This is a genomic window from Bacillus sp. A260 (assembly GCF_009861435.1).
Lineage (GTDB): Bacteria > Bacillota > Bacilli > Bacillales > Bacillaceae_G > Bacillus_A > Bacillus_A cereus.
Genome location: NZ_CP046398.1, coordinates 4,424,237 through 4,436,837 on the forward strand (window position 1 = coordinate 4,424,237; position 12,601 = coordinate 4,436,837).

A 12,601-nucleotide genomic window follows, 5' to 3' on the forward strand; every position below is an offset into this window, starting at 1 on the left:
ATAATTAAATTGAAATATTCAAAAATTAAATTAGTATCCTTGTGTTTGACGCTGATGATTTACTTCATTTTTATCTAAATATGCTTTTTCAATCTCTTCTTGTTCAAATTCAAGTGCTTGTCCAAGTCGAAGATAGCTCGTAAATAATTCAATATAGTTTGTAATAGATGGTTGATCTGTAAAACGAATTACTTTCGCATATGTGTCTAAGAAAATTTCCACTTGTGTTTTATTCGTCTGTGCACATTTATAGAATAGGAAGTTTTTATCAATACCTAAATCAATTCCGATTGATAAAATAAAATGCAAACCATCTACGTATTCTTCTAATATTACTTCACGTTCTGATGCTGGTTTGTTGCTCCAATATTTAAAACAACGTGTTTCATTTGCAAGTTCTCCAATTTCTACAAGAAGAGCTAACATTTTTTCTTTTAACAATTTTTTCGGTTGTAAGTCATGTTCTTTTGCAATACGGTCATCTAATTCTTTTTGTAATTTAAATAGTTGTAGTAAGTCCATTCTATTGTCCTCCTCCAACATCGCATTTTACGCAACAATGTTGTTTCATCTCAAAGTTCATTATTATGTTTCAGTTCTTATGAATAAGTCAGCTATCTAACTCTTTATAAAATAGCTTGTCCTTAATTTACAAATACGTTTCAGTCATCGCTCTTAAATTGTTCATCTGATGAAAGTTCCATATCATCTTTCCATTATAGCAGTGTCGTTTCAGCTAGGAAAGATACTCTTCTTTCCAAACGAGCAGAATTGAAAAAAGCCAGGAGTATTCTCCTGACTTCATATGTATATTCTTCTATACTGCTATAACTTTTATATTGTTTTTGTCATATTGATAACAACATAGCCGTTAATCTTTAGAATTTCTTTCACTTCTAACTTCTATTTGAATACAAATAAAAAAACCTTAGAAGAAAATTCTTCTAAGGTTTCAACTAATTAATTAGTTAATGTTGTTTTTTGCAACTGTTGCTAATTCAGCGAAAGCTTTTTCGTCATGAACAGCTAAGTCAGCAAGCATCTTGCGGTTAACTTCGATGCCAGCATTTTTAAGACCGTGCATTAAGCGGCTGTAAGAAAGACCATTCATACGAGCTGCTGCGTTGATACGTGTAATCCATAATTTACGGAAGTCACGTTTCTTTTGACGGCGGTCACGGAATGCATACATTAGAGATTTCATAACCTGTTGGTTAGCAACCTTGAATAATGTATTTTTTGAACCGTAGTAACCTTTTGCTAATTTAATTACTTTTTTACGACGTTGACGAGTAACTGTACCACCTTTTACTCTTGGCATAATATTACCTCCTAATTGTTCTATATATCAGCCGAACTTATTTTAAGTTGTCAAGCATTTGACGAATGCGTTTGAAGTCACCAGCGCTTACTACACCAGCTTTACGTAGTTTACGTTTAGCTTTTGTAGATTTGTTAGCGAATAAATGGCTTGTGTAAGCGTGAGAACGTTTCAGTTTACCTGATCCAGTCTTTTTGAAACGCTTTGCAGCGCCGCGATGAGTTTTTTGTTTAGGCATAGGTATTTCCTCCTCTATCTATTACTTATCGTTTTTCGGTGCTAAAACTAAGAACATACTGCGTCCTTCCATTTTAGGCTTAGATTCAACTGTGCTAACTTCAGCACAAGCTTCTGAGAAGCGATCTAAAACACGTTGACCGATTTCTTTATGAGTAATGGCACGTCCTTTAAAGCGAATTGATGCTTTAACCTTGTCGCCTTTCTCTAAAAACTTGATAGCATTACGAAGTTTTGTGTTAAAGTCGTGTTCATCAATTGTTGGACTTAAACGAACTTCTTTCATGCTAATTACTTTTTGATTTTTGCGCTGCTCTTTTTCTTTCTTCTGTTGCTCAAAGCGGAATTTACCGTAGTCCATAATGCGGCATACTGGCGGTTTCGCATTTGGAGCAACTAATACTAAATCAAGATTAAGATTTGCAGCTAAGTCTAAAGCGTCATTACGAGACTTGATTCCAAGTTGATCGCCATTTGCGCCAACTAAACGTACTTCACGTGCACGAATTTGCTCGTTAATCATCATATCCTTGCTAATAGTAAGCCACCTCCAAGGTTTTCTCAGAACATATTTTGTAGTCATAGAACCCGAACAAAAAAAGTGCGGGCATACGACACCCACACTTGTAAAATCTTAAGTAAGAAATACATTTACCTGTTAACTGCGAATGCGTCCATCAGGTGAGAAGCGGGTGCTTCTACTTGTTCCACAAAACAATATTCTATTATCCTTGATGAGTTTATCATAGGACATGACGTCTGTCAAGAAGACGCGATGTGTTTTACTAACAACAAGAAATATTGTAACAAACAACTAACATACTTGCAATACTTTTTTATGATAAGTGTTACATGGTTATTTTTTCTAATTTTCCTCAAGTATATTACATAAAAAAGCCGCGGTATACCGCGGCTTTTTCTTATCGTTTTCCTTCTACTTTAATCATGTCAACAAAAGCATCTAATGCGATTGTTTCTGATTTTTGTTCACCATATTTACGTACGTTTACGCCGTTTTCAGTTACTTCATTGTCACCTACTACAAGCATGTACGGAATTTTTTGCATTTGTGCTTCACGGATTTTGTAACCGATCTTCTCTTCACGAGTGTCTAATTCAACACGGATACCAGCACGACGCAATTCGTCTTGTACTTTCTTCGCATAGTCTAAATGTACTTGCGGAGAAACTGGAATTACTTGTACTTGAACTGGAGCTAACCACGTTGGGAATGCACCTTTGTATTCTTCAATTAAGAAGGCTACAAAACGTTCCATAGTTGATACAACACCACGGTGAATTACAACTGGACGATGTTGTTTACCGTCTTCACCAACGTATGATAATTCAAAGCGTTCTGGAAGCAAGAAGTCTAATTGTACAGTTGAAAGTGTTTCGTCTTTTCCAAGAGCAGTACGAACTTGAACGTCAAGTTTTGGACCGTAGAATGCCGCTTCACCTTCAGCTTCATAGTAATCAAGACCCATTTCATCCATAGCTTCTTTTAACATACCTTGTGCTTTTTCCCACATCTCATCATCCGCATAATACTTTTTAGTATCTGCTGGGTCGCGGTAAGATAGACGGAATGAGTAGTTCTCTAAACCGAAATCTTTGTACACTTCTAGAGTTAAGTTTACAACACGTTTTAACTCTTCTTTAATTTGATCTGGACGAACGAAAATATGCGCATCGTTTAAAGTCATTCCGCGTACACGTTGTAATCCAGATAACGCACCTGACATTTCATAACGGTGCATTGTTCCAAGTTCCGCAATACGGATTGGTAATTCACGGTAGCTGTGAATATCATTTTTATAAACCATCATATGATGAGGACAGTTCATTGGACGAAGAACTAATTCTTCGTTATCCATTTCCATTGATGGGAACATGCCATCACGGTAGTGGTTCCAGTGACCAGAAGTTTCATAAAGCTCTCTGCTTCCTAGTACTGGAGTATATACGTGATCATAGCCTAAGCTTGCTTCTTTATCAACGATATAACGCTCGATAATACGACGAATTGTTGCACCCTTTGGTAACCAAAGTGGTAAACCTTGTCCTACTTTTTGGCTATTAGTAAATAGTTTTAATTCTTTACCTAATTTACGGTGATCGCGCTCTTTCGCTTCTTCAAGCATACGTAAGTGCTCATCTAATTCCGCTTTTTTAACGAATGCAGTACCGTAAATACGTTGTAGCATTTTATTATTGCTATCGCCGCGCCAGTAAGCACCTGCAACGCTTAATAATTTAAACACTTTAATTTTCCCTGTAGATGGAAGGTGAACACCACGACAAAGGTCGAAGAATTCGCCTTGCTCATAGATTGAAATAACTGCATCTTCTGGAAGATCGTTAATTAAATCTAATTTTAACTCATCGCCGATTTCTTCAAAGCGACGAATTGCTTCTGCACGTGGTACTTCATGACGAACGATTTCTAAGTTCTCGTTCACGATTTTTTGCATTTCTTTTTCGATTTTCTTGAAGTCTTCAACTGTAATTGCTTCTTCCATATCAATATCGTAGTAGAAGCCATTTTCAATTACTGGACCAATGCCGAGCTCAACCTTAACATCTTTATATAAACGTTTTAACGCTTGTGCTAAAAGGTGGGCTGTTGAATGGCGTAAAATATATAGGCCATCTTCAGAATCTAATGTAATGATAGAAACTGCACCATCTTCTTCGATTGGTGTAACAAGATCGATCATCTCATCGTTTAATTTTCCAGCTACAGCTTTTTTCTTTAAGCCTGGGCTAATAGAAGCTGCGATTTCTTCAGTTGTTACGCCTTTTGGAAACTCCTTCACAGCTCCATCAGGGAAAGTAATTTTAACTACATCTGCCATCACTGGTCACTCCTCTTTTTCTCAAAATAAAAAACACTCATCCCGTAAAAAGGGACGAGTGTTGAATTCGTGGTTCCACCCTTGTTCCAATTAACATAATTGTTAATTGCTCAAGTTCAACATAACGGTGTTGTCCGTTAGCAATTACTAGAAAAAACGTTCACTGCTAAAGTTTAGAGGTGGTAAGTAATAATCCCGTACTAGGAAGCTCACACCCTAAGGCTTCCCTCTCTGAAAATCGTAGAAAACTACTCATGTCCTCATCATGACATTTCAATATATTTCATTTATGTAGGTAATTATATGCTCAAAAACTTAGAAAATCAAGGGCGTTACCTTTATTTTTTAAATTTTTCACATTGCGCTCAAAATCATGTAATCCATGTAATTGGACCCGTTCTTGGAACACATTTCGCAAAGTAATAATCATATTATGGTCTTGTTCTTTCGTATATAAATAAATCTTTTTAGGCGAAATAGAAAGAAGCGGCGCAATTACTTTCGTATCAATATATACATCATTTTGCTTTAATAATTCCTCATCTATATATTGGACCAACTTCTCCTGTTTTAAACGTCTACCTTTATCATCATAAAAGATAAAGCTTTCATCAAAAATAAGATGCACGCAAGACAAACGTGATTTACGGCTACTTACTTGTTGCCGAAGCGTCTCAATGAACATTTGGTATTCTTGCTCCATCTTATATTCATCAATTGCCACTTCCGCAAGTTTAGCCACCATTTCCCTATATGTACGAAGACGAAAACGGATATATGATGAAAACGAGAATGAGAGCGGATCACAAAGCCAATTATTTAAAGAAGACTTAATATATGACTCAAATGCGTTACGCGTTAAATCCTGAGCTACACCTTTTCTTCTTCCCTTTAAAATCTCATGTGCCATGTGCAATATTTGATGACACTCTTCTTGTTCTTCATAAAAAAACTTTTCTTTTAAAATCGTATAAATCCACTCATTTTGTTTCACATTCACAATGAAATACACCATCACTGGCAATAAGATTTTTTCAATATAATTCGATTCACGTACTGGTATGTGAATCACCACTTTTTGTTCCTGTAAATACACACTCGTTTCCTTATATAACACTTCCGCTCTTTTCAGCAATTGTCTATATACGTGCATAGCATCATTTTTTTCTTCGAAGCAAATTTCAATCACTTTTGTCCCCCCTTTTATCCCCGCTCTAAAGGACTGTATCTATACGTTACAAATCCTATAAGAGTCCGTCCCGCGTGAATTTCACTCTTAGTAGAATCACATTTCCTATCGTTAGAAAATCCACTCAATATGGCTTGCTAATTTTATATATATTAAGGGAGGGAGAAAAAAATGATACAAGCTACTATGAATTTTTATTGTATACTTTACTTATCAATAAAAGGGGGTATCTGAATGTTTGAATATAAATTCGTAAAAGTCGAATTACATTGGGGGTTCACTCGCTCAAAACCAGCTGAAGACTACCAAGAAATTATTCAAGAACATGCTAGAGATGGCTGGAGGTTCGTACAGATTGTTGCCCCTACGTTTGGCAGTTCTGGACAACCTGAATATTTCGATCTCATATTCGAAAAGAAAATATCACTATAATACAAAAAAAGAGCAAGCTGAGAAGCTTACTCTTTTACTTATGACGACGGTTTTTCCCACCAATTGGAATTGGTTTCGCTAAATATTTAATTCTTTCCATAATACGTGCTGCTTTCATTTCTTCAGCCTCACCACGCTGCGTATACGTTAAATGGTGTTCCAGTTGTTTAAAATCAAAATTAGACGTAAAGAACGTCGGTAAGTTTTCTAACATACGGAATTGCAAGATTGCACCAAGCACATCGTCACGCACAAAGCTTGACATCGCTTCTGCCCCAATATCGTCTAACATTAAAACTTGTACGCGTTTAACCGCATCAATCTTTTCACCAATCGAATTATCTTGAATTGAACTTTTAATTTCACGTAAAAATTCCGGGAAGTATACGAGCATCGAACTTATTTTCTTTCGAGCAAGCTCGTTCGCTATTGCTCCTAACAAATACGTTTTTCCTACACCAAATTTACCGTACAAATATAAACCTTGTGCTTTTTTACCTGGTTCATATGTACTTAAAAATTCATTCGCTGCACCAATTGCATCGATACGTGCATTTAAATCAGAAGGGTCTAAGTTTTCCATAGTTGCCTGCAAAATATCCGTTGGCATATATACACTTTGAACGAGTTTTTCATATTTCTTTCTCTCGTCATGCGCTACTTTTCTAACGCAGCGATCGTATTGAATATCAATCATCTTCCCTTGAATAACAAGCTTTGGCTCGTACCCTTGTAGCATATTTTTACATGAGCCTAAATCCGGACAATCCACGCAACCTACACTTTGTCCAATATATTCATATAACTTCACAAGACTGCGCTCAATCATAGAAGTCGTTACTTCACCCTTATGTTCATCTATAAATTCTTTCACACGCGGATGCGCCATTACTTCTGCCTTTAATACTTCATATCTATTTTTAAAGTTTTCATTTTCCATTAATTTTGCAAATGAATTTTGAATATGCTCCATTTTCTCACCTCAAAGAGCGTTCATTCTCTTCTATTAATCACGCTTATATTTTTTTAACACTTCTTCTAGTCGTTTTCGTTCATCTTCTAGCGTACTTGCATCTTTTTCTACACTTACATCTTTCTTCACTGTTTCTTTCTCTTGTTCTTTCGGCTCTTCTTCCTTAAGCCAATCTGGCACCATTTCTTTCCGCACCGTTTTCTTCGCCGTACGGCCCTTTTTCTTCGTCTCAGCCCACTCTTGATATTGACGGTTCTCTTCTTTCGCTAACGCCATCGCGTCCGCTACTGTACCGACCTTTTTACGTGCCCAATGCCCAGCAATCTTCTCGACATACGTTTTCGCAAGTTTCATATCTGAGCGTAGCATAACGTAATAAATAAGTACATTCACAACTCCTGGTGTCAATTTTTGATTAATCATGACATCTTCAACGATCTGCAAGTCCGCTTTCGTTGCCTCTGCACCACCAGAAATCTCTTTCAATAGTTGTTTTGGTGAGATTTCCTCTAGCTGCTTTATTAGCATCTCCTCTTGCGATGAAGGCTCTTTCTCTTTCATCGTACGTGCAGCATGAGGCTGTACTCTTTCACTTAATACCGGTAATGCTTGACCATTTTCAAATTGATACCAATCGCGCGCTCCTTTTCTAAGCCTTTCCATATCAATTGTTTGCATCTCTGTTACTGCACCAAGAACGATATTTTGCATCGATAACACATCTACACCATACACGTAAGCAAGTGTTATAACGCAGTCTCTCACTTGATCTGTAATCGCCTTTTTAGGAACAAGAGCGGACAATCCATCTACAAATAAAGAGAAATCAAAGAAATCATTCCAAACTTTCGGAGCGTCTCCCTTCTCGTTACTTGGCATAGTTGTCGTTTTGGGAATACGAAGGTCTTCTTGCGCATGCTCAAGCTGTCCTGGATTAAACGAACCAAACACATCATTGAAAGAACGCGTAACATTTTCATAAGAAGCAAAATCAAATTCTTCTTCTAAGAAATATTGCTTTACTTGATTATATTTTGTCCTGCTCAATCGATTGTATAAAAAGATACTTAAAACAATATCATCAAAAAACTGCTTCGGAGATAAAGGTGGTTGCAACTCATATATGAACATTCGAATATCTTTTTCTTTCTTAATATATACCTTCAAAAGCCCAATTGCCTCTAACTTTACTCGTTCCTCATATACTTCAGGAAGTTGCATTTGCATAGTCACCATAAGGGAATGATGCGTACTCTCTTTTCCAAATACACGATCTTGCTCAAGCTCTCCCCATAGTGTCATGTATAAGCTAAAAGCTCTACTACCTATTAACGGCTGATACAACATCGTTAACACTTTTCGGTCGTAATTGTGCAGTAGTCCTTTCGCACTTACTTTATAACGATCAATCGGCAATAGCTCCATCCATGACTGTTTTTCCATTCTTGCTTTTCCTTTCTCTCATCCAATCTATCCTCTACTTCATTCGTTCTATCTTCATTATATAAATTCTTAGTGAAAAAGAGCTATTAGCTTGCGCTTCTAGCTCTCTTATCCTATTACTTACGGTATGTAAAGAGAATAAAATACAACTTCTACTCTCTTTCTTTTTGCAGTATATCTTTTAATTCTTCAATAAATACATTTAAATCTTTAAATTGACGATATACAGAAGCAAAACGTACGTAAGCAACATCATCAATATCGCGAAGTTCTTCCATAACAATTTCACCAATCATATCACTTTTCACTTCTGATATACCTAAATTACGCAGTTCACGTTCCACGCTTTGTGTTACTTCTTCTAATTGTCTTAAAGATACTGGTCTTTTTTCACACGCTTTAATTAAACCGCGTAAAATCTTTTCTTTATTAAACTCTTCTCGTGTGCCTTCTTTTTTTACAACGATAAGAGGTGACTCTTCTACCCTTTCAAAGGTCGTAAAGCGACTTAAGCAGCTTTCACACTCTCTCCTTCTTCGAATAGAGCGCCCCTCGTCTACCGGACGCGAATCTAACACTCTTGTACCATTATGAGAACAGGATGGACAACGCAATTCATTCACTCCTTTACACTATACTCTTTATTTTTCTCTACTCACTTCACCTAAAATATATATACAATATTATATAACTCATTCTAACTCTCTTACCACTTTAAGTTCCAGCGCATAACTTTATCATCTCATCCTTAAAAATAAGATGGTATATAGGGCACTACCTCATTTGCAAGAGTCCAATTTATTCAACTAACAAGTACGTTATATTTTCCCTTTTTTATAAACTAAAAAAGAGGTGCATTATACACCTCTTTACATTTTAAATCAATTATGTTCTTTTTTAAAGAGCTTTTGTTTCTCTCTGCTTAATTTCGAAGCTACCAGTGCCTCGAGGAAGCTCGATGCTCTCACGCGTTTTCGCGTTTAAACCTTCTGCAATATATTCTGCAGCAACATTTGGATCAATACGATCCCCACAAGTATAAACATCAATACTTGCGTAACCGTGCTCCGGAAAGCTATGAATTGTTAAATGTGATTCTGAGATAATTACTACTCCACTTACACCTTGTGGTGCAAATTTATGGAAAGCAACCTCACGCACTTCAGCACCAGCTCTTAGTGCTGCATCCACAAATAATTGTTCAATATACGGCATGTCATTAAGCTTGTCGAAATCGCAATCCCAAAGTTCAGCGATCACGTGACGACCCATCGTATCCATAGTATCCATTCTACAGTTCCCCCTTGTAAATTTATTCTAACTGTTCGAATTGAAAACTAATTTGCAATTTGGCTTGCTCCACTACCACGGGGGAAAGTTAGTCCAGAGAGGTCCTAACCCTTTAAGTAGTGACTACGTACCTCAGCTCTTAAGTTTACGAGTGTTAGTATACTTTGTTTATTTTCATTTTGCAACAACAGTTTTTTCGATTTTCTGTCATATTTTCCTCTTTACTTTTCCCTAAAAAAAATAAACGATTCACAAATGCAGTAATCACAACGTTTCGTGGTATGTCCACTTTTTAAAATATACTTATATAATTTTTTTCCTTTTCAGAAAAAATTAAAAAAAGAGGGCAAATATTGCCTTGCCCTCTCCTCCCTTATTCACTTAAATGTGTTGCACATTTTCTTGTTTCGCTAACTCTTGAACAACTAATGTTACAAGATCTACAACACGACGAGAGTAGCCCCACTCGTTATCATACCAAGCAAGTACTTTCACTTTACGATCACCCATTACCATTGTAGATAAACCATCGATAATAGCTGAGTGTGTATTTGTATTAAAGTCGATAGATACTAAAGGCTCTTCGCTGAATTCTACAATACCTTTTAACGCACCGTTTGCAACAGTTTTGAATGCATCGTTAATAGCTTCAACTGTCACATCGCGTTTTACATCTACTACTAAATCAACAAGAGACACGTTTGGTGTTGGTACACGAAGTGCCATACCATGAAGTTTTCCGTTTAAATGTGGAAGAACTTTTGCTAGCGCTTTCGCAGCACCTGTCGTTGTCGGAATGATTGATTGTCCGCAAGCACGTGCTCTTCTTAAATCTTTATGTGGGTTATCAATATTTTTTTGGTCATTTGTATAAGCGTGAACTGTCGTCATTAAACCGTTTTCAATTCCAAACTGCTCATCTAACACCTTCACAACAGGCGCTAAACAATTTGTTGTACAAGATGCATTTGAAATAACAGTATGTTTTGTAATATCTAATTGGTCTTCGTTCACACCAACTACAATTGTTACATCTTCATTTTTACCAGGCGCTGTTAAAATAACTTTTTTCGCTCCAGCTTCAACGTGAAGAATTGCTTTTTCTTTCGAATTAAATTTACCAGTTGCTTCAATTACAACTTCAACACCTAAATCTGTCCAAGGCAATTCCTTTGGATCGCGGTTGTTTAAAAGGCGAATCATTTTTCCATCAACTAATAAGTGATCTTCAAATGCTTCTACTGTTCCGTCAAACTTGCCATGAACTGTATCATATTTAATTAAGTGTGCTAACGTTTCAGATGGATAGCTTGCATTGATTGCTACAATTTCGAATGCGCTTTCTTTTATTGCTTGACGAAATACCATTCTCCCAATACGTCCAAATCCATTAATTGCCACACGAGTCATAATATGTTATCCCCCTTGAATGCGTTATACTATTTATCTCCAATCCCAATAATAGTATAACACAAAAAGGGGATATGTCACTAAGCATTTTCATTAATTTCACAATTTTTTAGTCAATAATGTTCCACTTTTTTAAAATTACCTGCAATTGTGTTTTCGTTCCCATAATTGTGCCATCATTATTTATCACTTCATCTGCATTTTTCATTTTTTCTTCTAACGGCATTTGAGATTGAATACGAGCTGTTGCTTCCTCTTCTGAAAAGTTATTTCGTTTCATTAAACGTTCTAATTGCGTATGCGGCTTAACCGCTACAACTAAAATGCGGTCAACGAGACTTGTTAATTTGCTTTCAAATAAGAGAGGAATATCTAACACAACCGCTTGCATACCTTCTTTTATGTACATTTCCTTTTGCCTATTCATTTCCTCACGCACTGCAGGATGAACAATTTTATTTAACTGCAATCGTTTTTCTTCATTATAGAAAACGACACTTCCTAGTTTTGGACGATCTAATTCTCCATCTTCTTGTAACACTTCCGTTCCAAATACTTCTACTATTTTGTTATATGCTGGTTTTCCTCGCTCTACAACTTCTCTTGCGATAATATCTGCATCAATAACTGGTATGCTCAGTTCACGAAACATTTCTGATACCGTACTTTTTCCGCTTGCAATGCCTCCCGTTAATCCAATTACTACTGTCATAATAATCCTCCTCATAATAAAAGGCGCGAAACTAATGTTCCACGCCCATACTTACATTTTCCAAATTCCAATAATGATGAGTAATACTCCAGGCAGGAATGTAAATTTTTGTAACCACTTCATATTTGATAAAACCGTTCCAAGTTTCATTCCAATAAATAAAAACAAAGAACTCATAACTGCAACTAATATCGCCATCATAGCGGGTGCATACCCTAATAAAGATGCACCAATTCCGGCACCAAATGAATCTACAGAAAGAGCTATACCAAGAAGTAATGCTTCTCCTGCAGAAATGGTGCCTGATTTATCAAAATCTGCAACAGTCGGTTTCCGTAAAATTTGAATCACTAGGCCTAGCGAGGCAATCTCTAATTTCCAGACCTTCTCCTCTTGCTTCGGTTCTTCTTTTTTCTCACTTCGAAAAAATTGATATAATACCCAAATCCCTATTCCAATAAGAACAAGCCCACCGATACGCGTTGCGATAACAGGTGAAAATACTTTCGCGATCATATGTCCAATTCCCATTGAAACAAGCATAACAGCCGCTGAACACATTCCGATAATTATAATTGATCTTAGTGGAATTCTTACGCTTCTTAAACCATATGTTAGCCCTACACTACAGCTATCTAAGCTTAATGTAAAAGCTAATAAAATAAGAGATAAATAAAGGTACATCGGTAAGCTCCTCCCTTATACATAGCTCTGCTGTATGTATATGACAAATGCC

The 12,601-nt window shown here is 36.4% G+C and carries 14 protein-coding genes and 2 other annotated features; of the genes, 1 reads left to right on the plus strand and 13 read right to left on the minus strand.

Translation table 11 applies throughout. The features are described 5' to 3' along the window. Positions 1-30: 30 nt before the first annotated feature. From GD442_RS22435 to ytxC, 6 genes are all read right to left on the minus strand, one after another. Positions 31-522, minus strand: coding sequence for a dUTP diphosphatase (locus tag GD442_RS22435; protein WP_000365050.1), 492 nt, complete (start codon positions 520-522; stop codon positions 31-33). Between the two features lie 442 nt (positions 523-964). Beyond that, positions 965-1,321, minus strand: coding sequence for a 50S ribosomal protein L20 (gene rplT, locus GD442_RS22440; protein WP_001138362.1), 357 nt, complete (start codon positions 1,319-1,321; stop codon positions 965-967). Between the two features lie 37 nt (positions 1,322-1,358). Next, entirely contained in the window at positions 1,359-1,559 is a 201-nt protein-coding gene (gene rpmI / locus GD442_RS22445; RefSeq protein WP_001125945.1) for a 50S ribosomal protein L35, read from the minus strand. Positions 1,560-1,580: 21 nt separating this feature from the next. Continuing rightward, positions 1,581-2,084 carry a translation initiation factor IF-3 gene (gene infC, locus GD442_RS22450; protein WP_000973215.1) on the minus strand — a complete coding sequence of 168 codons (504 nt, stop codon included), beginning with the start codon at positions 2,082-2,084 and terminating at the stop codon, positions 1,581-1,583. Positions 2,085-2,147: 63 nt separating this feature from the next. Beyond that, positions 2,148-2,268 (minus strand) — a sequence feature (ribosomal protein L20 leader region). Between the two features lie 210 nt (positions 2,269-2,478). Beyond that, positions 2,479-4,416, minus strand: a complete 1,938-nt coding sequence (gene thrS / locus GD442_RS22455) for a threonine--tRNA ligase (RefSeq protein WP_000786083.1) — start codon at positions 4,414-4,416, stop codon at positions 2,479-2,481. A gap of 47 nt (positions 4,417-4,463) precedes the next feature. Then, positions 4,464-4,692: a binding site (T-box leader), on the minus strand. Positions 4,693-4,723: 31 nt separating this feature from the next. Then, positions 4,724-5,605, minus strand: coding sequence for a putative sporulation protein YtxC (ytxC, locus tag GD442_RS22460; RefSeq protein WP_000569629.1), 882 nt, complete (start codon positions 5,603-5,605; stop codon positions 4,724-4,726). Between the two features lie 234 nt (positions 5,606-5,839). Between ytxC and GD442_RS22465 the strand changes: the two genes are divergently transcribed. Further along, positions 5,840-6,037 (plus strand): DUF4177 domain-containing protein, encoded by a 198-nt coding sequence (locus GD442_RS22465; RefSeq protein ID WP_000464456.1) that lies wholly within the window; start codon positions 5,840-5,842, stop codon positions 6,035-6,037. A 34-nt stretch (positions 6,038-6,071) separates the two neighbouring features. Here the strand turns inward: GD442_RS22465 and dnaI are convergent, their stop codons facing one another. From dnaI to ytaF, 7 genes are all read right to left on the minus strand, one after another. Beyond that, complete coding sequence (gene dnaI, locus GD442_RS22470) at positions 6,072-7,010, minus strand: primosomal protein DnaI (RefSeq protein ID WP_000400104.1); 939 nt, start codon at positions 7,008-7,010, stop codon at positions 6,072-6,074. Between the two features lie 33 nt (positions 7,011-7,043). Continuing rightward, positions 7,044-8,453, minus strand: a complete 1,410-nt coding sequence (locus GD442_RS22475) for a replication initiation and membrane attachment family protein (protein WP_000415056.1) — start codon at positions 8,451-8,453, stop codon at positions 7,044-7,046. A gap of 152 nt (positions 8,454-8,605) precedes the next feature. Next, positions 8,606-9,067 carry a transcriptional regulator NrdR gene (nrdR, locus tag GD442_RS22480; RefSeq protein WP_001203687.1) on the minus strand — a complete coding sequence of 154 codons (462 nt, stop codon included), beginning with the start codon at positions 9,065-9,067 and terminating at the stop codon, positions 8,606-8,608. 283 nt (positions 9,068-9,350) lie between these two features. After that, positions 9,351-9,734, minus strand: a complete 384-nt coding sequence (gene speD, locus GD442_RS22485; RefSeq protein ID WP_002003660.1) for an adenosylmethionine decarboxylase — start codon at positions 9,732-9,734, stop codon at positions 9,351-9,353. A 390-nt stretch (positions 9,735-10,124) separates the two neighbouring features. Further along, positions 10,125-11,153, minus strand: coding sequence for a glyceraldehyde-3-phosphate dehydrogenase (locus GD442_RS22490; protein WP_000198975.1), 1,029 nt, complete (start codon positions 11,151-11,153; stop codon positions 10,125-10,127). Between the two features lie 109 nt (positions 11,154-11,262). Beyond that, complete coding sequence (gene coaE / locus GD442_RS22495; RefSeq protein ID WP_000219283.1) at positions 11,263-11,865, minus strand: dephospho-CoA kinase; 603 nt, start codon at positions 11,863-11,865, stop codon at positions 11,263-11,265. A 51-nt stretch (positions 11,866-11,916) separates the two neighbouring features. Further along, positions 11,917-12,549 carry a sporulation membrane protein YtaF gene (gene ytaF / locus GD442_RS22500; RefSeq protein ID WP_000281744.1) on the minus strand — a complete coding sequence of 211 codons (633 nt, stop codon included), beginning with the start codon at positions 12,547-12,549 and terminating at the stop codon, positions 11,917-11,919. Positions 12,550-12,601: the final 52 nt, after the last annotated feature.

Coding starts and splice junctions, on each gene's coding strand:
- rplT (WP_001138362.1), bottom strand. CDS start 1,321: ATGCCAAGAGTAAAAGGTGGTACAGTTACTCGTCAACGTCGTAAAAAA.
- thrS (WP_000786083.1), bottom strand. CDS start 4,416: ATGGCAGATGTAGTTAAAATTACTTTCCCTGATGGAGCTGTGAAGGAG.
- speD (WP_002003660.1), bottom strand. CDS start 9,734: ATGGATACGATGGGTCGTCACGTGATCGCTGAACTTTGGGATTGCGAT.
- GD442_RS22435 (WP_000365050.1), bottom strand. CDS start 522: ATGGACTTACTACAACTATTTAAATTACAAAAAGAATTAGATGACCGT.
- infC (WP_000973215.1), bottom strand. CDS start 2,084: ATGATGATTAACGAGCAAATTCGTGCACGTGAAGTACGTTTAGTTGGC.
- GD442_RS22465 (WP_000464456.1), top strand. CDS start 5,840: ATGTTTGAATATAAATTCGTAAAAGTCGAATTACATTGGGGGTTCACT.
- rpmI (WP_001125945.1), bottom strand. CDS start 1,559: ATGCCTAAACAAAAAACTCATCGCGGCGCTGCAAAGCGTTTCAAAAAG.
- GD442_RS22475 (WP_000415056.1), bottom strand. CDS start 8,453: ATGGAAAAACAGTCATGGATGGAGCTATTGCCGATTGATCGTTATAAA.
- coaE (WP_000219283.1), bottom strand. CDS start 11,865: ATGACAGTAGTAATTGGATTAACGGGAGGCATTGCAAGCGGAAAAAGT.
- dnaI (WP_000400104.1), bottom strand. CDS start 7,010: ATGGAGCATATTCAAAATTCATTTGCAAAATTAATGGAAAATGAAAAC.
- GD442_RS22490 (WP_000198975.1), bottom strand. CDS start 11,153: ATGACTCGTGTGGCAATTAATGGATTTGGACGTATTGGGAGAATGGTA.
- ytaF (WP_000281744.1), bottom strand. CDS start 12,549: ATGTACCTTTATTTATCTCTTATTTTATTAGCTTTTACATTAAGCTTA.